Below are 21449 nucleotides of genomic sequence, written 5' to 3' on the forward strand. Positions count from 1 at the left end.
TCTACTTTAAAGACAGATACAATAAGCACCCAAAAAAGTACTATTATATATTATAGGGTCAATGTTTTAATGGAGTTTTAGTGATCATAGATGGTAAAAAAAAAACAGTGTCCGTTTCTAAGTCCTACAGAGAAGGATCTCGAAGGAGAATTTTGTCTTAAATCCAAATGTATATGGTACAGGGATAATAAATGCAAGATTGGTGAAGAGGGGGAGAACACTGATTAGCCTTCAAGCTGAGATTAATATGAAGATTTTGTAGTTGATTCGAGATTTAGTTCATTATAATTGAAAGGTTCAATCTCTATGTTTTCGTTCCTTTAAAAGCAATTCTTTCCAATCAGGATGTGTGGCACCTTTAAATTCATATCCTAATGTAACCCAGTCACCCCATAGATTGCAGTTATCTATATCGTTGCCTGTTGTAAGCAATCCTTTCACTTCATAGCTTTTTTCTGGTGCTGGGATCACTGCAAGGACAGAATCGTCATATGCAAGTTCAATCTCGGAATTTACACTGCTAAGACCCTGCCAGTCGTACTTTAAAGGCTGAATATGTATGTTATCTCTCCTTTGAATAACAACAAAACAGATAATTGGCTCTTTACTGATGTCCTTTTCACTTACTTTATCTTTATCTTTCATTTTCAATACACCGGCTGGTCAGTGCTAAAAGTCATTTTTTGATAAGACCTATCATTTCTTTACCAAAGGCAAAAAGGTCATTAGGATGTCTTGATGTAACTAGGTTCTTGTCGATTACAACTTCTTTATCTTCAAATACAGCGCCAGCTGCGATCAAGTCATCTCTTATACCAATATAGGAAGTGGCTCGTCGTCCCTTGATCACACCAGCGGAGATCAATAGCTGGGGTCCATGGCAGATTGCAGCAACAGGTTTGTTATTTTCAAAAAAGCTAGTAACTATTTTTAAAGCGTCTTGGTCAAGTCTCATTTTTTCTGGTCCTTTTCCTCCAGATATTACAAGGATATCATATTCTTCAGGTATCACTTCACTAAATGCAATATCTACATTAACTGGATATCCATGCTTACCAAAAACCTTTCCTTTTTCCATAGAAGCTATTTTTACATCAATACCTTCTTCTTTTAACCGGTGTAATGGATAGAATACTTCAAGGTCCTCGAATCCTTCTGCTGCAAATATTATTCCTTTCAAAATGATCACCTACAAATGCTTGTTATGTAGAATATTATGTTGGTACTAGATATATTTTTAGAAATGTTGTTATTATAAATGGTGGAATATATATTATGTGAGTTTAATATTGTGCACCATGAGTTACAGGAAGTTTATTGATAATCTTGATAGAGACGGTTTACTCATTGAGGTAAATGAGTCAGTTTCTCCAAAGTTCCAAGCCCCAGTGTTAGCGGGCAGGACTAATAAAGCTATTCTTTTCAATGATATTGATGGGAAACGGGCTATTATGAACTTGCTTGGATCACGTGAACAGCTTTCTAAGATGTTACAGGTACCAAAAGATCAAATTATAGATAAATTATCTAATGTGCAACCTGATGGTGAAGTTAAGCTAGTTAATAAGTCACCTACTATGGAAGTAGTAACTGAAGATGTTGATCTAAGAGACCTGCCCATCATGACACATTTTGAGAAAGATGGTGGAGCTTACATAACCGCTGGTATTGTAGTAACTGAACATGATGGTATCATGAACGCGGCTATACATAGGTTAATGGTTGCAGGAAAGAATAAATTGGCGGCAAGGTTAGTACCGCCTCGTCACACTTATCTCTTATACAAACAAGCAGCTGCTGAGAATAAACCGCTACCAGTATGTGTGGTAATTGGTGCTGATCCTGTAATCACCTACGCTACAACTACACGTGTACCACAAGGTAAAGAGTTCGAATATGCTGCATCACTTCGTGGTGAACCTGTTGAGGTGTTCAAGTGTGGTAATGGAATTAAGGTACCCCATGCTGAATATGTCTTGGAAGGTTATATCGAACCAACAGAAACTGTTGATGAAGGTCCCTTTGTTGATATAACAGGTACTTATGACCATGTTAGAAAAGAACCTGTGATTACCATTACACGTATACTGCATCGCAGAGATCCGATCTATCACGGTATTCTACCCGCAGGCCCTGAACACCTGTTAATGATGGGTGTACCATATGAACCTAGGATATACCGAGCTGTAGGTGAAGTGACTGCTGTGAAGAACGTGGTATTAACTGAAGGTGGTTGTTGTTATCTGCATGCGGTGGTACAAATAGATAAAAAAACGGAAGGTGATGGCAAAAATGCTATAATGGCATCTTTTGCAGCTCATACAAGCTTAAAACATGTAGTTATAGTAGACGAGGATATTGATATTTTCAGTCCAGAAGATATAGAGTTCGCTATTGCAACACGTGTACGTGGTGACCGTGATGTAATGGTGATAAGTGGAGTAAGGGGTAGTACACTTGACCCAATGGGCTCGCCTGATGGTACTACGTCTAAAATAGGTATTGATGCAACCAAGATATTAAGCAAATCTGAAATGTTTGAACGCGCTAGAATGCCAGAGATAGATGAACTCTAACCTAACTATGAATAGAAATGATACTAATATGATTGTGTAAGGGTGTACCGGTGTAAAAAAATGTACTTGACACGAGAAGAAGAAAATATACTTAATGGGGAATATGGTACAACATTACAAAAAGCAATTGAAATACTCGTTGCTTTAGGTGATATATATGGTGCAGATAGTTTAATTCCAATAAAAAGTGCACAGATCGCGGGTGTATCATATAAGACAATAGGGGATGCTGGTCTTGAATGGATATCTTCCCTGAAAGGTACTGTAAAGGTACCCTCAGTCCTTAACCCTGCGGGTATGGACCTAGAGGATTGGGCAGGGATGGGTATCCCCGAATCGTTTGCAATCAAGCAAAAAGAGATAATTAAAGCATACTCTGAACTTGGTATTAGGGTAGAATGTACTTGTACTCCATATTATTTACAGGGATTTGATCTGAGTTTGGGTGAACATATTGCATGGAGTGAATCTTCAGCAGTATCCTATGCAAATTCTGTGATAGGTGCACGGACCAATAGGGAAGGTGGGCCCTCAGCACTCTCTGCGGCCTTGATCGGGAAAACTGGGAATTATGGGTTCCATTTAGATCAAAACCGTGTTCCAACGATCTCAGTTAATGTTGAATGTGATATATCAAGTTCAGATTATGGTGCTTTAGGATACATTGTAGGTAAAATGATATCTAACAAAGTACCATTATTTAATCTCAAGAGTAATCCTAAAAAGGTGGATCTAAAATCTTTAGGTGCAGCAATGGCAGCTTCAGGGTCCGTTGCATTGTATCATGTGAAGAATGTTACGCCAGAACAATTGCATATGAACTTCGATACTCCTGAAGAAACGATCGTGATCGAGGAAGAACAGATAAGGGAAGTATATGAGAGTAAAGCATCATTTAAGAATAATTGTGATATTGTTGCTCTTGGTTGCCCCCATTGTTCAGTCGAGGAACTTGAAGAGATAGCTAGTTTGTTAGAGGGTAAGACTGTAAATAAAGAGTTCTGGGTATGCACTTCAAGAGAGGTTGCTAACAATTCAGGAGATATAATATCTCGAATTGAGAAAAGTGGTGCTAAAGTCCTCTGTGATACATGTATGGTAGTATCTCCTGCAAGCGAGAATTATAGATGTATGGCAGTTAATTCGGGGAAAGCGTTCAATTACATTCCTGGGATGTGTAAGATCGAATCGATGTATGCTACCCTTGAAGAATGTATTGATGAGGCAGGTGATAGAAATTAGAATTGAATGTCGATCAATATCAAAAGGGGAAGGAAAAGGTCCTGTACTCTCCACTAAAGACCCGATTTCATTTTTGGGCACTGTAGATCCCGAAACGGGTAATATAATTGATCCTAACCATGAACTTCATGGTAAATGTATAAAAGATTCAATCTTGATATTCCCTTACGGTAAAGGTTCAACAGTAGGTTCCTATGTATTATATCAACTAAAAAAGAACGGTTGTGCTCCATCAGGGATGATCAATATCGATTCTGAACCTATAGTAGCAGTTGGTGCAATTATATCGGATATACCTTTAGTTGACCGGCCAAACGTTGATATATTCAAGGTTATAGTCGAGGGCGATGAAGTGATAGTAAACGGGTCCGAAGGCTACCTTGAAATAACGGGTTCGAAATGATATTGGTATTAGTGTTGTATAGAATGTCCAAAAACCTTAAAATGATCAGTTCTTTTATTAATTTCAATGAAAACGTACCTTCGATGGAATAAGAAAAGTGCCTATAGTCTAGCAGCACTAGCTCCTTTGATCAATTTTGAAGGATTTACATCCGAGCCAAAAGAAGGTATTATGGTATATAGCTTCTCAACAAAACAGGCACAATTCTTCTATGATGAAGTACTCGAATTTGCGTCCAATTCCAAAAAAACTATTTTTATTGCAGGTGGACCACATCCCACAGGCTCCCCTGAAGAAACACTGGACTATTTCGATTATGTAGTGATCGGGGAAGGTGAAGAAACACTACCCGAACTAATAAACGCTATCCAAAACAATATTGATATCAATAAGATTGAAGGTATTGGATATCGATCGAATTCAGGTGAAAAGGTATACACCAACCCAAGATCGAATGTTGACCTTGATACGTATCCCTGTTTTGATCCAACTCATTTATACTCGCCAATAGAAATAAGCCGAGGATGTCCCTGGAAATGTAAATATTGTCAGACACCAGAACTGTTTGGGTCCAGGATGAGACATAGAAGTATTTCATCGATATTAAAGTTCAGTAAATATTATTCAGATATACGGTTCACAAGTTCTAATGCACTAGCTTATGGCAGTGATGGTATACATCCAAATCTGGATAAAGTGGAATTACTCCTCAGCTCCATTGCTGAGTTGGGTGAGAAGAACATTTTCTTTGGTACATTTCCTTCAGAGGTTAGACCAGAGTTTGTATCTGATAAAGCGCTTGAACTGGTACTGGAATATTGTACGAACACATCTATAAGTATGGGTGCACAAACCGGGAGTGATGCAATAATGCGTAGTATTAGTAGAGGTCATGATGTGAATGATGTGATAATTGCAGTAGAACGGTGCATTGATCATGGTATTGTACCAAATGTCGATTTCATAGTAGGCTTCCCGGGAGAAACTCCATCTGATCAAATGAAAAGTGTTGAATTAATGAAATGGATATGTAACAAAAAAGGGGGTAAGGTACATGCACATTATTTCACGCCATTACCAGGCACCCCATATTCGAACTCATTACCATCGTCTGTATCCAAAGATGTAAATAAGGAACTGGGAAAACTTGCACTTAAAGGTAAACTCACTGGCACCTGGCAAAGTTCCACATGACCCATTTTTTCTGGTTTACTAAACCTTGTCATTTTTGTTCAGAGAATGTTTCAAACTTACCCTTATGGTACACTAAAATGTCAATAGGCTGACCTTTATTATACTCTCTAATTTTTTGAGCTTGCATAGCAGGAATGTGTTTTAGTCCATTTGTCTGAAAGTGGGTTAAGATCGTTCTCATGAACATGATCATATGTTCTTGAAATCGAATTTCGTATTCTTTGGTTTGATGAATAATTGAGTTACATGTTTCATCATCTATATGGTTATGATAGTATCCGTGTTCATTTAATCCACTGATCATGTTCCAATCCACATTACCTTTCTTTTTTATTACGGGGAAGAGCATATAAGGATATACTCTGCATATAAGTGGTCTCTTGGAATATATGGTACAGAGTCCGTTTTGAAGGAATATGCATGTTTTATCACTATCATTCTTAGTTTTGATAGTATACCCACATGAATACAATTTCCCATATTGGTCACAGAACTCAAAACCAGGTGCAGGATATAATACAGTAGGATCAATATCTTTTATTCGTTCTACATCATCCTCTAATAGTAAAATATGGTCATTGAAACTTGCTGTACAGCATTTAGTACACATTTCGCAATTAAAACCGATATCTTGAATTACCTCTTTAAATTCATTATCGGGATAGTCCCTGATCAGCTGAACAATGTTCTCACGTGAATTTATATCATCTTTCACTTTCCTTTGTTTAACAGTAACCACCTTTTATTGCATTTTGTATCGTAAAACTTAATAATATGATATACATCTTACGTGCACAGATTATTTTGGTTTAATATCAAGCTAAATATAGAAAAATTAACAACTTTTCAGTTAATATTATAATTCGTTTGGAACTTATAATTAAATATACTGGAAAATTCAAATATATCAATTTACATATAAAATGCATATATATAACGAGGATTCAATATGGGTAAAACAGGAAGCATAGAATGGGTAAGAGTTAGAGGAAGAAAAGGTAAAACCATTAAGGTCAAAAAGGCCGCACAAAGTAAATCTCATCCAGGTCCAGGCCAAAGGTACACATCATCAGGCTCAAAAAGAAGGTTTAAACAACGGCCTGCAAGAGCTATTGTGAAATGAGTAAGGTTGAAAAGTACCTTACTAACACTTTTTTATATGCATGTATAGATAAAGCTTCTAAACTAAGTGAAACTTTTTTGTAGAAGCACAGTAACATCGATATTATTTCTAGTCAGCTTAGTCTGATATGTATGTGCATTCGTTCATCAATTTCCAGTGACTATTGTATCCGAATTCAATTGCATACCTTAGTAGGTGGTACTGTTTTCACATCTCAAAACCTCATAAAAAAACGTTAACTTTATATAGAACTACAAACATGTGAAAACCACCTATAAAGGAATAGTTATTACATATTAGTATAGGAGGATAATAATAATGGCAGGACAACAAATGAGTGGACAGCCTATTTTCATTTTGAATGAAGGTAGTAAGAGAACACGTGGAAGAGATGCTCAAAGTAACAATATAATGGCTGGAAAAGCTGTTGCAGAAGCTGTACGAACAACACTTGGTCCAAAAGGAATGGACAAAATGCTTGTAGATTCATTAGGAGATGTAGTTATCACCAATGACGGGGCAACTATCTTAAAAGAGATGGATATTGAACATCCAGCAGCAAAGATGATCGTTGAAGTTTCAAAGACCCAGGATGATGAAGTGGGTGACGGAACTACTACAGCAGCAGTAATTGCAGGAGAACTTCTTAAAAAAGCAGAAGATATGATCAATCAGGATGTCCATCCAACTATCATAGCCTCTGGGTTCAGAATGGCTGCAGAAAGATCAGGCGAAATTCTTGACAGCGTTGCAAAAGATATCACTTCAGCAGATGAAGATCAATTGATCAATATTGCAGGAACTGCAATGACCGGAAAAGGTGCTGAAGCAAATAAGGAAGTTTTAGGTAAGATCGCAGTAGATGCTGTACGCAGTGTTGTAGAGAAATCCGATGGTAATACTGTAGATATGGATAATATAAAGGTCGAAAAGAAAGTTGGTGGCCGTGTAGAAGAATCCGAACTTATCGAAGGTATGCTCATTGATAAGGAGCGAGTACACACAAACATGCCAAAGAAGGTCGACGATGCAAAGATTGCTCTACTCAACAGCGCAATTGAATTGAAAGAAACTGAAGTTGATGCAGAGATCTCAATCACTTCACCAGATCAGTTACAATCTTTCCTTGACCAAGAAGAAAAGATGCTAAAAGACCTTGTATCCAAGATCACTTCAAGTGGTGCAAATGTCGTATTCTGCCAGAAAGGTATAGATGACATGGCACAACATTTCCTTGCAAAAGAAGGCATCTTTGCAGTTAGACGTGTTAAAAAGAGTGACATGGAAAAACTTGCTCGTGCAACAGGTGGCAGTTTGATCACTAACTTAGATGAAATTAGCGAATCAGATCTAGGCCACTCTCAAGCTGTAGAAGAACGCAAAGTTGGTGGCGATAGCATGATCTTCGTTACCGGCTGCGACAATCCAAAAGCAGTGTCAATATTGCTCCGTGGAGGTACAGAACATGTAGTTGACAGTGTGGAAAGAGCACTTGATGATGCACTAAGAGTTGTTGGAGTTGCGATCGAGGATGAAAAACTTGTAGCAGGTGGAGGTTCACCTGAGGTACAGGTAGCTCTTGAACTACATGACTATGCATCCTCTCTAAGTGGCAGAGAACAGCTTGCTGTTAGAGCATTTGCAGAAGCTCTTGAAGTAATCCCAAGAACACTTGCAGAAAATGCAGGTTTAGACCCAATCGATACATTAGTGGAATTACGTTCACATCACGAAAATGGTGAAAAGACAGCTGGACTTGATGTGTACACTGGTGATGTTGTTGATATGTGGGCAAGAGGAGTTGTCGAACCTCTTAGAATCAAGACACAAGCAATAAATGCAGCAGCAGAAGCAGCTATCATGATACTCAGAATCGATGACGTGATTGCATCCAACAAAGCTCCAGAACCACCAGCAGGCGCCGAAGGTATGGGCGGCATGGGTGGAATGGGAGGAATGGGTGGCGGAATGCCTCCTATGATGTAATCCCATAACATCGAACACAGAAAAAGTAAGAATGATAACTTTGTGCAGGTCATCCATGTTTCAGTGATGACCTGTGATCCCCTCTTTTTTTTATTTTTTTTACAAACCTAACATAGCTTCTTAAATAGCAGGTATGATTTTTCTAAAAAATAGTTTAGACACTTTGTTCTAAACATTTGATTATATCAGATGAAGGATAATTCAATTTAATATGTCTTGTTCGACCACGCCTACCTTTACCTGTGAAATTAGTAGTTAAATAATGGAACGATTCTAATTTTGTGACAATTTCATAGAAACGGGTATACCCTAAACCGGTAATATCATGGAACAGTGAATAGAGTTCACCTGCATGGACGGTATTCTGATTTACAACTAAACTGAGTAAACTCTTTTCGTCTTTAGTTAACGACCTTAAGTTCCTGCAAAGGTGGAGTAAACGCGACTTTTCGTACGCATTATCTACATCTTCGATTATGATCTTCCTGTCAGCTCTTCTTTCCGCATTTAATCCAGCACGTTTTAATAGATCAATACCGACCCGAAGGTCTCCAGTACTATCAATATATTCAACAATTCTTTTCTTCACATCTTCAGAAACAACATTTTCAAAGAAAGCGTGCTCAACTCTTGTTGTTACTATGTCATAGAGTTCATCGTAATTGTATCTTGGGAAATATATTTCTTCAGGTAAGAATACAGAACTTACTTTTTGGTCGAAGTTGTACAGTTTACCAGTTTCACTTATGATCACTACAACACCGATCTTGACACCAGGATATTGTTCGTGTGCTCTTAAAAGAGAATACATTATTTTATCTGCATGTCCGTCATGGAAAAGATAATTTATATCATCTAAAGAAACAATTAATGCCTTTTCTTCTTCAATCAATTTTTCCATAAGGTTTTCGAATACTCTCAGGAATGAGATGCCTGAGCTAGGCGGTTTCAATTTTAAAACCTCTTTATAGATCCTTGAAACTACAGCAAACCTGGTTGAATCTATTTGACAGTTAACTTTCACTGTATGAACTTTATTAGAATTTTCATAAATTTCATTGAAAATTTTAAGTACAGCTGTTGTTTTACCAGTTCCAGGAGGACCGCTAACTAGACAATTAACTGGTCTCATGTTCCTTGTGGCTGGTATTAAACTGTATCCAATGCCTTTTAATTGAGTTTCACGATGTTCAAACTTTTCTGGGATGTGATCCAATTCAAGTATTTCTGGATTCCTGAATATAGTTTCGTCCCAGAGAAGTATATCTTTGTTCATCTAACCAAACTCCAAATTATGAGTTAATATAATTTTTGAGTTGTATATGTATATATGGTATCAATTACTCTTATCCTTTGATCTCACTGACATGCTCCCACGACTAAAGTGCTTGGGGTTCTACGGTTGATTGCTTTCTAATCATTGCCGCTTTGGGGATGCCAGTATTCCCCTTCGCATCATCACTTTCTGTTGCGAATCGAACTATGTTTGGAGATAATGCGATATTGAAAGCCGCATTAACGTCCGCATGTTCAACGTGTCCATAAGAGGGACACTGGAAGCTCTTAATATTTCTATTCCCTATATGACCGCATCTGCTACATGATCGAGAAGTGTATGCGGGGTCGATATAAGCGATAGGGACTCCAAGTAGTTTGGCTTTGTACTCTATCATCATCTGGAGTTGATAGAAAGACCAACTATTCAAGGAATAACGGAATAAATTTGCTTGTTTCTTGTTCTTACGGATACCTTTGAGATCTTCGAGCTTGATCCCGTAGCCATCTCTCTTTTGTAGATTTTTGCGGATATGTTTGTATTTTCCATGAATATGCTGTCCTGATTTAGCGAGTTTCATAATCTTCCCGGTATTAGGAGATGCTACTACTGCTACATGTCCTGTGGTGTTACGGTCTACTCCTAACCACTCGGTAGCTTCGTATTCGGAATTTTCAGTGTGGGTTAACAGAGACATAGAGATATTCGTTGTCTACTTCAATCTGATTGATAGTGTCGAAGTGGGTAGGGATTTCATGTCTAAGTTCAAGTTTTTTTAATGATGTTATTTTGATAATCTGTATTGAAGGGTCATACTGGATTCCCTGATTAGGGATTGTTAATTTGACCTTGTTAATGCGCTTTAGTTTTCGATTGCGTCCATATTAACGAATAATCTGGTTGCTCATTACTGACTTTAACCCAAATTGTTTTACATCTTTGGAACTGAATTTAGCTGAATATGGATGATGCTCTAATACATATTGGGCTACATTTTCAGCCCTCTTTATTTCATCGGAATAATCTCGATGATGTTTGATCTTGTATGTGAGTATCATTTGTTTTTCTGTTCCTCAATATATTCTTTAATTGTTGCTTCTGAAATATGACCAACAGATTCACAGTAGTAGTTTCGAGTCCATAATGTAGGTATTCTGGTTCTCAATTCTGAATATTCCTGTCTTAGAATACGAGATGTATAACCCTTAAATTGTTGAACAATCCAATGAGGACTCATTGTAGGGTTTGCTTTCACGAATAAATGAACTTGGTCAGGCATTACTTCCATTTTTTCTATGGTTACTCCGATTTCCTCTGCTTTCTCATGAAGAAGTTCCTTTAAACGTTCTTCAATCTCATTTTTTAAAACATTACGCCTATATTTAGGACACCATATTAGATGAAAACCGATATTATACACTGTTGTATTGCTAAGTTTCCATCGTTCTGTTGCCATAATAATATATTATATTTCTGACAGCTATACATAATTTGTGGTTAGCTAACAGGTGGGGTACGATTCATCCCACCACTAAAGTAGTGGGCTTTCTCTACCCCTACACCCCGTTAGTCGTAAAGCTTATCCTATCTTCGTTTGCAAAGATTGTCATTTTATCGGTGGATAAGAAACCTATTAAACACAGTCCAGTTCTAATAGCAGCATCTATCCCAGTATCCAGTGGTGCGGATTTAGTTACTAAAAGAGGAATTCCGGCACGTGCAACCTTTAATACCATTCCCGCAGACTGTCTTCCGGTGGATAGAAGATAACTACTTGAGAGTTCGATCTTATTTAGAATAGCTTCACCTACGACTTTATCTATTGCATTATGTCTCCCAATATCTACACAGCTTGAAATGAGGTTACCTCTAGAATCTATCAGAGCAGCAAGATGAGTACCTCTGGTGACACTATGTATACCTGATTTCAGGTACGTTGTGGTATTGAACACATTGTAATAATGGAAAAGAGTATTAGAATCAATTGTTATTTCCTCGCTATTTTCCCACCTAAAACCAATACATCCTGAAGACCTCAATTCTTGCCATAACTCAACATCATCACTGTTCTCAACCTGGGCATTGATAGATGTACCTTCTAACTCAATACTTTTGATCTCATGTGCTTTAGCAATACCTTCACATACGATATACCCAATACCAAGTTCTTTTATTTTTGAAGGTGATGTTAGGATAGATGCAATTTTAATGTCATTGATTATAAGGTCAAAAGTAGCTTCTTTTGCAACATTATATTCTTTGTACACCTGATCTCCATTATTTGAGATTTCCAAAGCTTTATATGTTGAGATATAATCGTTATTATTGTGCTTATTCATCTGACTCACACACATTCAGGGTTAGTTTAAGTTTAACTTACCAGATTAGATATCTGGAACAAGGTATCAGCGAAAATCTCTACTTCTTCCATAGTATTGTATAAAGCAAAAGAAGCCCTTATGACCCCATCTACTTTCAACTGACTTATAGTTGGCATTGCACAGTGGAACCCACTCCTGACACAAATGTTTTTAGTTTCGTTCATGATCATAGCAACATCATGTGAGTTCATGCCAATCACATTAAATGGAACTACACTTGCTCTCTTCTTTGGACCGTATATTTCAAGTGATGGAATTTCAGAAATCAAAGATATTGCATATTTGCTTAATTTGTGTTCATGTTCCTTTATGTTCTTGATATCAATGGCTTCAATATAATCTATTGCACGACCAAGCCCAATTATGCCAGGTATGTTCGGTGTACCAGCTTCGAATTTAGCTGGACTTGGTTCCAAACTGTAATTACTGCTATTGACATTGTTCACAGTTCCACCACCAAGATATATAGGCTCGATACTATCAGGATCTCTAATATAGAGGATACCAGTACCCTGTGGACCTAATAATCCTTTATGGCCAGCAGCAACGAAATAATCGCACTTAAGTGATTTTAGGTTGATAGGTATATGTCCAGCTGACTGTGCACCATCAATTAGGACCTTGATATCATTATTATGTGCGATCTTGATAATGGATCTAATATCCTGGATTGAACCCAGGACGTTTGAGATGTGGCTTATAGCTATTAGTTTAGTGTTATCCTGTATAGCTGACAGAATATATTCTGGATGCACAATACCTTTCTTGTTTGCAGGTACTATGTCTACACTAACTCCCTTTTTCCTGAGTCTCATCCATGGTACTAAGTTTGAGTGGTGCTCTATACTAGTTGTGATAACATGATCTTCAGGTTCCCATTCTATGCCCTGTGAGACCATATTAATACCTTCAGTGGTGTTTTTGGTAAATATTATCTTAGCTGGGTCAGCATTAAAGAAAGAAGCTACTTTTTCTCGTGCACTTTCACATCTATCAGTCGTTTCTCTTACAAGCTGATGTGCACCTCTTCCATAATTTCCTGCATACTCATAGAAATATTCGTTCATAGCCTCTACGACCTGTATAGGCGTTTGAGTAGTTGCAGCACTATCAAAATAAATTACTTTTTTGAGTACAGGAAAATCATTACGAACCAAGTTCACATCGTACATTATGTGTCAGATATAATTATTTACACAAATAGCTTGTGGAATTTCATTGAATTGAATTACTACAAAAGAAAAAAGTTCAAAAAAGGTGTAAGTGAATGTAGCAGATCACTTATCACTTGCCTTGAATTCCACCATTCATGAACCTATATAGCTCTAAATCATCTTTATTCATTGTAGAAGATTTCTTTTTTGCTAGGTTCATTGTGGTGCAGCAATGGTTCTGCATATATTCATCTTTCCTATACTTTCTTATGTTCTTTATGACATTTATCATCACATATCAACTCCTGTCTCTTCAAATAGTATGGAAATGAAATTATTCCGCTGCATCAATTCGAAAATAGTTCATCCCCACAAACTAGATGTAAACCATATATTAAGCATTGCTTACTATATATAGTTTTTCATTATTGGAAATTCATGCCCTTAAAAACTAAAATTAATGAAAATCTGTTATTCTAAAAGTATTAATTGGAAAAATAATAATATATAGTAAAACGTTTTCCTACTTATGACTTATCTTAATCTTGACCCTTCCTTAAAATACATTGAAGGTACACAAAGGGTTTTCAATGAACAAAAAACACTAGAAGTTACTGAATCCAGTTTGAAAAGTATTGGTGTAACTCGAATTGCGAACATTACTGACCTTGATCGAGTAGGTATTCCTGTATATTCTGCAATAAGGCCCAGTGCAGCCAAAGGTGCGATCTCTGTTTATTCAGGGAAAGGTCCCACCCATAATCAAGCCAGGATATCAGCTATAATGGAAAGTTTTGAACGGTGTTTAGCAGAACGTGCTACAGAGAACATGGATGTAAAAGGTGAACCTAACCTAACAAATTTCATTGATACCTATGATAATGCTGTACAAGAACATACTGTCCTGAGCCCACAGTCTCTTCTCCTACCTGAACCCGGATCATCAGATATACTGATGGAATGGACTCAATCATTTGATATACTCAATAATGAAGAATGTTTTGTACCCTCTAATGCAGTTTACCATCCATATAATCCACCTGGGAGATCACATAAACTGTTTCGCAGTAACACCAATGGGCTTGCAGCAGGTAATGTTCTTGAGGAAGCAGTATTACATGGATTATTAGAAGTGATTGAACGAGATGCTTTAAGCATGGCTGAATTCAATCGAAATCCGGGAAAAGAATTGATATTGGATCCAGATGATGGGTTCAATTATGAATTGGTTCAAAGGTTTAGAGATGAAGGTATTGATATCAGGATATGGTTATTAGAACATGATCTAGGTATACCAACATTTGTAGCAGCTACTGATGATATTAAATTAAAAGATCCAGCAATGCTTGTGATGGGTGCAGGTTCACATTTGCGACCAGACATAGCTGTTAGAAGGGCCGTATCGGAAGCTGCACAGTCAAGGGTAGTTCAAATACATGGTGCTAGGGAAGATACTGACCGTGAAAGTTTTGTCCGTCAAATTGGATATGATCGGATGAAAAGGATGAACCGGTTTTGGTATGAGGATGGAGATACTGTCAAGTTGGAAGACATAAAGGATATTTCCACAGATTCTCCGATAACAAACATTGAAACTATAATTAATATGCTAAAAGGTATTACTGAACGTATACTGGTTTCTGATCTATCAAGGGCTGATGTAAGTGTCCCAGTTGTTCGTGTGATCGTACCAGAGTTTGAACAATATACTCTTGATAGGGAACGAATTGGGGCAAGAATGAAAGTAATTAAGAAACGAACTATTCCTAAGAACGAAAGACCATGGAGAAAACATAAAAGATGAATTATAGTACAACACCTAACTCGATAATATTTACTGGTACAAGTATATCTCATTCAGAAGCTAGTAGAATATTAGATGTTCAGTATGCAGGACCAGTAGTTCGGTGTGATGTCCAAAAAGCTGTTAGTGAAGGATATGATATTATTGGGATTATAGATGGTGTTTTTTTCAATAAAGCAGCTGTTTCTCATCGTGAGATCATAAAAGCTATTCGTAATGGTGTTACTGTTGTAGGGGGAGGTAGCATGGGTGCACTTCGTGCTTCTGAACTTGACATTCATGGAATGATCGGTATTGGTCGAATCTATGAATGGTACCGCGACGGTATGCTAGAAGATGATGATGAAGTAGCTGTTGCTACAAACCCTGACACGTACGAACCCGTATCATCACCCATGGTGAATATAAGAGAAACACTTATCTCAGCTCATAGTAACAGAGTCATTGGTAAGGATGTTAGGGATGACCTGATTGATATTGGTAAACGAACACATTATAATTATAGGTCCTATGAAGGTATTATAAAATCTGGACTCTCCCAACAGATCATTTCAGAAGAAGAAGGTAAAAATCTGCTCAATTTCTGCAAAGAACATGAAGTAGATGTGAAACGTGAAGATGCAAAGGAAGTTATTTCCAAAGTAAAAGAACTTATGATGTCGCTAACAGAATAATTATCTACTGCTTTAGTATCTTGACATACCCCGCAAATATATTTTCGAATATACCAGGATATATATTTTTAATCACATCTTTATGTTTTGTGCAATGACCTGCAGCTATAAAAGTGAACTTATCCATACAATCAAATTCTTCACTATCATGTAAGCCACCAATGAATCCAAATATGTTTTCATTATCATCCAAACTAGTCATAGTAATTTTCAATGTTGGATGAGAACAACCTGAAAGGATAGTGGACCCTTGTTTTGATTTGAGTATGAGTGATTGTTCCTTGAGATCAACTCCAAGTTCACCAGTTGTATAAATATTAGTAGTAATTTTCCTTTTAGATCTAATTTCAATGACTTTACCTGAAATCCGTGCTTGTATTTCTTTTTTTAAAGCACAAGAAAAGGAATGAGGTACAATTACATCTACATCTGGATTTTTCGAAAGAAATGTAGGTAATCCTCCTATATGGTCCCAATGATGATGCGATATTATAATTGTGTCAACTTCATTTGGATTGATGTCTAAACTGAACATGTTACCTAATAAGATCTCACCGTCCCACCCAGTATCAAATAATATGTTCATATCTTCAGATTCAATATAACACGCAAATCCCCACCCATCTCTTAGCCCGGAAGAGGCTTCATTGTCATAGACAACTGTCAACTTCACAAACTCACCTGATTATAATTAGAATGAATTAATGTCATTATTTGTTCCTTGCTTTCTTCATGGGACCATCTACCATTCGTTCTAATGCATTAACTATATTTCCAATATCTTTGTAAGGAATTCCTGCTAACATTTCTTCATTTTTTATATCAGTTGATCTTCTGCAACCAAAACAACCAAGGCTTAAGTTCATTTTGTTTTTATTGATTGGTATTATGGTAGAATCAACACATGTTGCCTGAAATGCTGCTGTATTGAACTCTAACCTACCTCCTTTAAAAAAAGTATGTGCAGGGATGAGCCAATATAGAGTTTCAGGAATATCTACTAATACTACTACATCGGGTTCAGTTTCAAAGGATCTAAGAGGTCCAACTAATGTTGAAATGAAATTATCGGATTCAATCACATACCTCTGCTCTATCATTTTCGCAGCAGCATCTTTGTTGTTGAACATGCCAAGGTTACTATGAAACTCTCCACTCTTCACCTTCTCGGGTGTTTCCGCTATACTCAGGCTCGAGGCGCCTACTACACAAGCATGTTTTTCAGAGGGAACATTAAAGCATTTACCATCTTTTGCTGACATTATTGTTTGACAATGTCTGATACTACTTTCAGGCACTTTAAAACTATCAGGGACATTATCACCTAATTCCATTAACTTTACTCCCACGGGCTCATATCTCAGCTTGAGTATACTTTTTAACTTGTTTGCTATTTGTTCATTGTTCATTTTCTATACCTACACTGTTTCTCTATTATCATATTACAATTAATTAGATATTACCAAACATAGATTTTTATGTTATCTAAAAGAAATAATTAAAAATTATATCATTTTAATCCTTTATAATTGTAAAAAAACTCTGTAAACGCTGTGAATTAGGATATAAATCTTTATAAGTCCATTAATGATCTATAAATATTAAGTTGTTTTGCTAATATCTAGCTGCACAATTAAAATGGGAATAGTAAAATAGCATAATATAACTCTTAAATTAAGTTAATTAAATTACATTGAAAATGTCATGGAGGTACTTTTATGGAAATCAAAGAAATTAATGAAATAGGTACAGAGCTTATCAAGTTATTTAAACTTGACACGTCAGCTGTTGCGGTTACATTGATCCCTTCTACACATGAACTGCCAGAAGGTATTTCACGGTTAGACGATCCGACACGTCACTGCCAAATGGTGGATAATGTAAGATATAATGGTGATTCCTTCTATACATTAATTGATGATCATAAATGCAAGGGTGGTGCTGCAACTTTAGGTTTTTGTGACCTGCCTCAATCACTTAAGAGCGGTGACCTTTACTTTAAATTAAAACGTTTCAGCACAATAAATGCGGCAAGAAGGACAATGGAAAAAGTTCCTGTTATAAGTCCAGACTCCGTAAAAGCGATTGCATATGCACCATTGGAGAAAACAATACTGGTTCCAGATGTGATAGTGATCATATCTAACCCAGAAACTATAATGAAAATATCACAAAGCGTTCTGTATAAACATGGTGGTAGAATAACTGCCGATTTTGCAGGAATACAAAGTATTTGCGGTGATGGTGTAGCAGAACCATATAATTGTGGTACAGTTGGTATTACTGTAGGATGTAGTGGTAGTCGAAAACATACAAGCATCAATGAAAATGAAATGATTATTGGTATACCGTTTGAAAGATTAAATGACCTTTATGGTGCCTCTAAAAAAATGCTTGCAGGTAATTAACTTTAACTTATTCAATTATTTTAAATAATTGCATTCAGCATGACTGATCTTGCCACATGCACTTATGGTCGGATGACCCATGGAATCACATATCTGATCAATTACTTTTTTTGAGACTTTACTTTCAAAACGTGCAACTTCGGTACATGCTTCATCTTTATCTATGCCATAATGGCTGAACATCAAACTAAGTATTCGATGTCTTTTAACTAAGAACTTAGCGTACTCCTGACCCTTATCAGTTAACTGGACACCTCTATATGGTATATGCTTTAAGTACCCTTCATTACTTAGCTCTATAATGGTCTTGGTTATTGTGGAGGGATCGACACCAAAATGGTTGGATATCTGGTTAGTTTTTACACTACCATCTTGGTTCAAGAGATATTTCAAATACTCAATTTTTCTTGGTGATAACTCAAGTCCTGTAATGCTACCATTGTTCATATTCTAGTATATATCTGAAAAGTGTATTTAATCTTTCTCTTAATCCATCAAGAAATCAATATCAAGCTACTTTAAGCTCCAAAACCATAGGGAAATAATACTTTCACCCCGCTTACTTTTGATTTATATAGTATCCAGTTGTAGAGAGTATTGAGGTGATTTAAATGGATAACACATTTGAAGGACTGGTTGAACGCTCTGTTTATTATGAACAATTTGAAGATTTTGAACGCAAAGTCGAAAATAGATAATATTTGTTATGATACAAAATTTAGATAAACTTTATTTGATCTGGTCACTGGCCATCCCCTCTATCCCGTTTTAGCTCATGATACTAAGTCAGTGATCAGATTCTATAATTTCTAATGCTACTTATTTTAGAAATATATTTAATTTTAAAGGTATTAGAATGCTCTAGTTTAAGGAGCTATTGGATGCACAAGTACTATTTTTACAAATCTGGAGATGATGTTGAAGACAGTTCAATAATCGGATTGATCAAAAAAATATCACTCAAACATAATTTATCATATGAAGTAATTGACACAAAAACTCTTGAAACCGACTTAAAGGAAGAATTAGCGGAATCACTCCGAATAATAAGTCGAAGAGAAGGAATAAAGGTTGTTAGTAGTGGTAGGGGTCCTTTGCCAATATCTCGCTCTGGTAAACTGAACGAGATTCCTATACTTGTTGTCCGGGAAGGTGGAAAAGATATAGGAGTTTTTCCACACGTAAAAAATGGGAAAAGGATCGATATATTGCACCACTTAAACAATATGATCGATGCTAATTCAAATTCTGAATTCTTTACTGATGAAAGTATCACAGAATCAGACATATCTCGAATGATCACATCCTATCCTAATCTTATAGATGATAATCTTGAATTTATTGATACTGAGATTGAGGTGGAAGGTGGAAGAATTGATGCTGTTTTTAAGAACAGGGATGAAGAACATTTACTTGTTGAGATAGAAATAAAGGCTAACGATAATGCCATTGCACAGGTTCAACGATTCAAGTTACCTTATGCTAAAAAATACGGTATACCTGTTGATAAGATCAGACTCTGTATAGTATGTGCAGAGATTGGTAAAAGTAGAATAGTTGCATGTAATGGAGCTAATATTGAGGTATATCAATTGAACCTTCTTAAATTGAACTGATCAATTTTAGTAAATAAGTTATTTAGTAAATACGTTATTTTTTGAAAAAAAAGGGTATAGGGGATCTTTAGTAACTAAGATCCTCCTCTAGTTTTTGATTTAATCGTTGCTTGTTTTGGTGGAAGATACAACTTTTCCATCTTCAGTTACTACAGGCTCAGGTTTCCATCCAAGGAAATCTGCATTATCGCTGAACATCATAGAATCGCTCATGTCTCCCCGTGTTGCTTTCAGGATAAGTCCTGTTATAGCACCTGTAATAAGGGATAGAATGAGTACTCCTACGACACTTATGAGATTTACCATTCCTGCAGCAAATATTGCACCAAATATACCACCGAGTATACCTGGTACTCCGTGTAGGTTGTGTACGCCCATTACATCAAGTACACCTGTCTTTTTGCATAACCAAGGATGTACTTTGACAAAACAGAACACTGAAACTGCACCAGCAATTAGACCAATACCTAATGCGGTCCAAGGATCAACTGAAACCAGTGGGGAACCTATAGCCACAAGTCCTGCTAACAGTGCATAAGTGTATACTAAAGGATCGACTTTCTTTTGAAGTAATATACACATGAAATATGCAGATATTATTGAACCAAGACCAGCCATGTATGCTGTAAACATTCCCCAATTGACCAAGTCTGCTGGGAGTAGTGCAGTTACGAATGAAGGCCATAATACAAACAATAACATTGAAGCTAACCACACAAAAGAGATACTATGCGTTGTTGTATCCATAGGTTCATCAAATGCTCTCTTTTCTCGTAGTGCGAGTATTACACCCCAACCCCAGTATGCTGCGACCATGTGAACTAACATTGATCCTCCAGGGTCAACTACTCCTTCTAGGAAAACAAACATGAACCAATCAATACCTACCCAAGCTGGAGCAAATAAAATACCTGCAAGGAAATATTGCCACATCTTGACCGTACCTAAGAAAACACCAATGGCTATAACGACCGTAATCGAGCAGAACACGCTCAATATCATTAGGTCCTGGCTCCATGGTTCTCCGAAAACGAACTGTAATATTGCTGTATGTGTTATGAAACTACCAGCTAGAACAAGTAATGTTGCAAGACATATTCCCCACTCGAATTTCTTAATGAACAGCATGAGGAATGCGACTAACATTAACATGAACCATACATCGATGTTCTTGTGATACTTATGTAACTCATCATGTAAATGAGTTGTATCTTCAGTAAGTCCTTGCTCACCTACAGGCGTAGTGAAATCTGCAGAAACTGCAGGCACCATCAGGTTAACAAGACACATTACTAAGATCAGTAGTAATGCTCTTCGAAAATTTTTTTCTTCCATAAACTAATCCCTCTTAGATTTTTATTTATAGTGAAAGTCCTTTGATAAGAACTTAAAAAAAATATATCATCAATCTCGATACTTGGATATCGAGGTTGATGTAATGTAATGTAATGTAATGTTTCGTTATTTTTTGAAGCTCGCTAAATCATATTCAGTATACTAATCCAAGTTCTTCCAGTTTCTTCTTTGCACCATCGTATACTTTCACGTATTCTTCGGTTGGTGTAACTGTCTTTGTGTCATAGCATTCCTGGAACGTCTTACCAGCAGGAGC

General features: G+C 36.7%; 25 protein-coding genes. 10 read left to right on the plus strand and 15 right to left on the minus strand.

Annotated elements, in window-relative coordinates; genetic code table 11:
* Positions 1-297 precede the first annotated feature (297 nt).
* A complete protein-coding gene (locus tag J2T59_RS03665) occupies positions 298-645 on the minus strand; it encodes a hypothetical protein (protein ID WP_259134039.1) in 348 nt (115 codons plus the stop codon).
* A gap of 31 nt (positions 646-676) precedes the next feature.
* Positions 677-1180, minus strand: coding sequence for a type 1 glutamine amidotransferase domain-containing protein (locus J2T59_RS03670; RefSeq protein ID WP_259134040.1), 504 nt, complete (start codon positions 1178-1180; stop codon positions 677-679).
* A 118-nt stretch (positions 1181-1298) separates the two neighbouring features.
* On the opposite strand from J2T59_RS03670, the gene J2T59_RS03675 reads away from it, so the two are divergent.
* The 4 genes from J2T59_RS03675 to J2T59_RS03690 all read left to right on the plus strand — a co-directional run bounded on the left by J2T59_RS03675 (position 1299) and on the right by J2T59_RS03690 (position 5415).
* Positions 1299-2576, plus strand: a complete 1278-nt coding sequence (locus tag J2T59_RS03675; RefSeq protein ID WP_259134096.1) for an anhydromevalonate phosphate decarboxylase — start codon at positions 1299-1301, stop codon at positions 2574-2576.
* 60 nt (positions 2577-2636) lie between these two features.
* Entirely contained in the window at positions 2637-3818 is a 1182-nt protein-coding gene (locus J2T59_RS03680) for a phosphomevalonate dehydratase large subunit (RefSeq protein ID WP_259134041.1), read from the plus strand.
* A complete protein-coding gene (locus tag J2T59_RS03685; protein ID WP_259134098.1) occupies positions 3805-4221 on the plus strand; it encodes a DUF126 domain-containing protein in 417 nt (138 codons plus the stop codon). Before J2T59_RS03680 ends, J2T59_RS03685 begins: the two co-directional genes overlap by 14 nt.
* A 66-nt stretch (positions 4222-4287) precedes the next feature.
* Positions 4288-5415: a TIGR04013 family B12-binding domain/radical SAM domain-containing protein gene (locus J2T59_RS03690; RefSeq protein WP_259134042.1), complete on the plus strand. Its 1128-nt coding sequence runs from the start codon at positions 4288-4290 to the stop codon at positions 5413-5415.
* Between the two features lie 28 nt (positions 5416-5443).
* Here the strand turns inward: J2T59_RS03690 and J2T59_RS03695 are convergent, their stop codons facing one another.
* Positions 5444-6130 (minus strand): YkgJ family cysteine cluster protein, encoded by a 687-nt coding sequence (locus tag J2T59_RS03695; protein ID WP_259134043.1) that lies wholly within the window; start codon positions 6128-6130, stop codon positions 5444-5446.
* Positions 6131-6364: 234 nt separating this feature from the next.
* Here J2T59_RS03695 and J2T59_RS03700 point away from each other — a divergent pair, with 234 nt between their 5' ends.
* On the plus strand, positions 6365-6538 hold the full coding sequence (locus tag J2T59_RS03700; RefSeq protein ID WP_259134045.1) for a DUF5350 domain-containing protein: 174 nt from the start codon (positions 6365-6367) through the stop codon (positions 6536-6538).
* Positions 6539-6856: 318 nt separating this feature from the next.
* Positions 6857-8524 carry a thermosome subunit alpha gene (thsA, locus tag J2T59_RS03705; protein WP_259134047.1) on the plus strand — a complete coding sequence of 556 codons (1668 nt, stop codon included), beginning with the start codon at positions 6857-6859 and terminating at the stop codon, positions 8522-8524.
* 154 nt (positions 8525-8678) lie between these two features.
* Here thsA and J2T59_RS03710 read toward each other — a convergent pair whose 3' ends face one another.
* From J2T59_RS03710 to J2T59_RS03740, 7 genes are all read right to left on the minus strand, one after another.
* The gene (locus tag J2T59_RS03710; RefSeq protein WP_259134049.1) at positions 8679-9800 is read right to left on the minus strand and encodes an ORC1-type DNA replication protein; all 1122 of its coding nucleotides are present in this window, start codon (positions 9798-9800) and stop codon (positions 8679-8681) included.
* A 103-nt stretch (positions 9801-9903) separates the two neighbouring features.
* Complete coding sequence (locus J2T59_RS03715) at positions 9904-10497, minus strand: RNA-guided endonuclease TnpB family protein (RefSeq protein WP_259134052.1); 594 nt, start codon at positions 10495-10497, stop codon at positions 9904-9906.
* Between the two features lie 187 nt (positions 10498-10684).
* Complete coding sequence (locus tag J2T59_RS03720) at positions 10685-10858, minus strand: hypothetical protein (protein WP_259134055.1); 174 nt, start codon at positions 10856-10858, stop codon at positions 10685-10687.
* On the minus strand, positions 10855-11256 hold the full coding sequence (gene tnpA / locus J2T59_RS03725; protein ID WP_259134057.1) for an IS200/IS605 family transposase: 402 nt from the start codon (positions 11254-11256) through the stop codon (positions 10855-10857). Before tnpA ends, J2T59_RS03720 begins: the two co-directional genes overlap by 4 nt.
* A 100-nt stretch (positions 11257-11356) precedes the next feature.
* Positions 11357-12139: a formate dehydrogenase accessory sulfurtransferase FdhD gene (gene fdhD, locus J2T59_RS03730; RefSeq protein WP_259134060.1), complete on the minus strand. Its 783-nt coding sequence runs from the start codon at positions 12137-12139 to the stop codon at positions 11357-11359.
* Positions 12140-12171: 32 nt separating this feature from the next.
* On the minus strand, positions 12172-13353 hold the full coding sequence (locus J2T59_RS03735) for a cysteine desulfurase (protein ID WP_259134062.1): 1182 nt from the start codon (positions 13351-13353) through the stop codon (positions 12172-12174).
* A gap of 112 nt (positions 13354-13465) precedes the next feature.
* Complete coding sequence (locus J2T59_RS03740; RefSeq protein ID WP_259134065.1) at positions 13466-13627, minus strand: hypothetical protein; 162 nt, start codon at positions 13625-13627, stop codon at positions 13466-13468.
* Positions 13628-13864: 237 nt separating this feature from the next.
* Between J2T59_RS03740 and J2T59_RS03745 the strand changes: the two genes are divergently transcribed.
* Positions 13865-15139: a YcaO-related McrA-glycine thioamidation protein gene (locus J2T59_RS03745; RefSeq protein ID WP_259134067.1), complete on the plus strand. Its 1275-nt coding sequence runs from the start codon at positions 13865-13867 to the stop codon at positions 15137-15139.
* Positions 15136-15813 (plus strand): TfuA-related McrA-glycine thioamidation protein, encoded by a 678-nt coding sequence (locus J2T59_RS03750; protein ID WP_259134069.1) that lies wholly within the window; start codon positions 15136-15138, stop codon positions 15811-15813. Before J2T59_RS03745 ends, J2T59_RS03750 begins: the two co-directional genes overlap by 4 nt.
* A 4-nt stretch (positions 15814-15817) precedes the next feature.
* Here J2T59_RS03750 and J2T59_RS03755 read toward each other — a convergent pair whose 3' ends face one another.
* Positions 15818-16486 (minus strand): MBL fold metallo-hydrolase, encoded by a 669-nt coding sequence (locus J2T59_RS03755; protein ID WP_259134071.1) that lies wholly within the window; start codon positions 16484-16486, stop codon positions 15818-15820.
* A 37-nt stretch (positions 16487-16523) separates the two neighbouring features.
* Positions 16524-17222 (minus strand): DUF169 domain-containing protein, encoded by a 699-nt coding sequence (locus J2T59_RS03760; RefSeq protein ID WP_259134073.1) that lies wholly within the window; start codon positions 17220-17222, stop codon positions 16524-16526.
* 309 nt (positions 17223-17531) lie between these two features.
* Here J2T59_RS03760 and J2T59_RS03765 point away from each other — a divergent pair, with 309 nt between their 5' ends.
* A complete protein-coding gene (locus tag J2T59_RS03765; protein ID WP_259134075.1) occupies positions 17532-18221 on the plus strand; it encodes a DUF169 domain-containing protein in 690 nt (229 codons plus the stop codon).
* A gap of 15 nt (positions 18222-18236) precedes the next feature.
* On the opposite strand, the gene J2T59_RS03770 is transcribed toward J2T59_RS03765, so the two are convergent.
* Positions 18237-18668 (minus strand): metal-dependent transcriptional regulator, encoded by a 432-nt coding sequence (locus J2T59_RS03770; protein ID WP_259134076.1) that lies wholly within the window; start codon positions 18666-18668, stop codon positions 18237-18239.
* A gap of 434 nt (positions 18669-19102) precedes the next feature.
* On the opposite strand from J2T59_RS03770, the gene J2T59_RS03775 reads away from it, so the two are divergent.
* Positions 19103-19837, plus strand: a complete 735-nt coding sequence (locus tag J2T59_RS03775; protein ID WP_259134078.1) for an endonuclease NucS domain-containing protein — start codon at positions 19103-19105, stop codon at positions 19835-19837.
* Between the two features lie 99 nt (positions 19838-19936).
* Here J2T59_RS03775 and J2T59_RS03780 read toward each other — a convergent pair whose 3' ends face one another.
* Both J2T59_RS03780 and J2T59_RS03785 read right to left on the minus strand, forming a co-directional pair.
* A complete protein-coding gene (locus J2T59_RS03780) occupies positions 19937-21172 on the minus strand; it encodes an ammonium transporter family protein (RefSeq protein ID WP_259134081.1) in 1236 nt (411 codons plus the stop codon).
* Between the two features lie 154 nt (positions 21173-21326).
* The coding region (locus tag J2T59_RS03785) for a monomethylamine:corrinoid methyltransferase (protein WP_259134101.1) at positions 21327-21449 on the minus strand (123 nt) is incomplete at its 5' end.

The sequence above is a fragment of the Methanosalsum natronophilum genome, assembly GCF_024808815.1.
In the GTDB taxonomy this organism is placed as follows: domain Archaea; phylum Halobacteriota; class Methanosarcinia; order Methanosarcinales; family Methanosarcinaceae; genus Methanosalsum; species Methanosalsum natronophilum.

What these genes read in the sequence shown, in the direction of transcription:
- J2T59_RS03665 (WP_259134039.1), bottom strand. Translation starts at nt 645, where the DNA reads ATGAAAGATAAAGATAAAGTAAGTGAAAAGGACATCAGTAAAGAGCCA.
- J2T59_RS03675 (WP_259134096.1), top strand. Translation starts at nt 1,299, where the DNA reads ATGAGTTACAGGAAGTTTATTGATAATCTTGATAGAGACGGTTTACTC.
- J2T59_RS03680 (WP_259134041.1), top strand. Translation starts at nt 2,637, where the DNA reads ATGTACTTGACACGAGAAGAAGAAAATATACTTAATGGGGAATATGGT.
- J2T59_RS03690 (WP_259134042.1), top strand. Translation starts at nt 4,288, where the DNA reads ATGAAAACGTACCTTCGATGGAATAAGAAAAGTGCCTATAGTCTAGCA.
- J2T59_RS03700 (WP_259134045.1), top strand. Translation starts at nt 6,365, where the DNA reads ATGGGTAAAACAGGAAGCATAGAATGGGTAAGAGTTAGAGGAAGAAAA.
- thsA (WP_259134047.1), top strand. Translation starts at nt 6,857, where the DNA reads ATGGCAGGACAACAAATGAGTGGACAGCCTATTTTCATTTTGAATGAA.
- J2T59_RS03710 (WP_259134049.1), bottom strand. Translation starts at nt 9,800, where the DNA reads ATGAACAAAGATATACTTCTCTGGGACGAAACTATATTCAGGAATCCA.
- J2T59_RS03715 (WP_259134052.1), bottom strand. Translation starts at nt 10,497, where the DNA reads ATGTCTCTGTTAACCCACACTGAAAATTCCGAATACGAAGCTACCGAG.
- J2T59_RS03720 (WP_259134055.1), bottom strand. Translation starts at nt 10,858, where the DNA reads ATGATACTCACATACAAGATCAAACATCATCGAGATTATTCCGATGAA.
- tnpA (WP_259134057.1), bottom strand. Translation starts at nt 11,256, where the DNA reads ATGGCAACAGAACGATGGAAACTTAGCAATACAACAGTGTATAATATC.
- fdhD (WP_259134060.1), bottom strand. Translation starts at nt 12,139, where the DNA reads ATGAATAAGCACAATAATAACGATTATATCTCAACATATAAAGCTTTG.
- J2T59_RS03735 (WP_259134062.1), bottom strand. Translation starts at nt 13,353, where the DNA reads ATGTACGATGTGAACTTGGTTCGTAATGATTTTCCTGTACTCAAAAAA.
- J2T59_RS03740 (WP_259134065.1), bottom strand. Translation starts at nt 13,627, where the DNA reads ATGATAAATGTCATAAAGAACATAAGAAAGTATAGGAAAGATGAATAT.
- J2T59_RS03745 (WP_259134067.1), top strand. Translation starts at nt 13,865, where the DNA reads ATGACTTATCTTAATCTTGACCCTTCCTTAAAATACATTGAAGGTACA.
- J2T59_RS03750 (WP_259134069.1), top strand. Translation starts at nt 15,136, where the DNA reads ATGAATTATAGTACAACACCTAACTCGATAATATTTACTGGTACAAGT.
- J2T59_RS03760 (WP_259134073.1), bottom strand. Translation starts at nt 17,222, where the DNA reads ATGAACAATGAACAAATAGCAAACAAGTTAAAAAGTATACTCAAGCTG.
- J2T59_RS03765 (WP_259134075.1), top strand. Translation starts at nt 17,532, where the DNA reads ATGGAAATCAAAGAAATTAATGAAATAGGTACAGAGCTTATCAAGTTA.
- J2T59_RS03770 (WP_259134076.1), bottom strand. Translation starts at nt 18,668, where the DNA reads ATGAACAATGGTAGCATTACAGGACTTGAGTTATCACCAAGAAAAATT.
- J2T59_RS03775 (WP_259134078.1), top strand. Translation starts at nt 19,103, where the DNA reads ATGCACAAGTACTATTTTTACAAATCTGGAGATGATGTTGAAGACAGT.
- J2T59_RS03780 (WP_259134081.1), bottom strand. Translation starts at nt 21,172, where the DNA reads ATGGAAGAAAAAAATTTTCGAAGAGCATTACTACTGATCTTAGTAATG.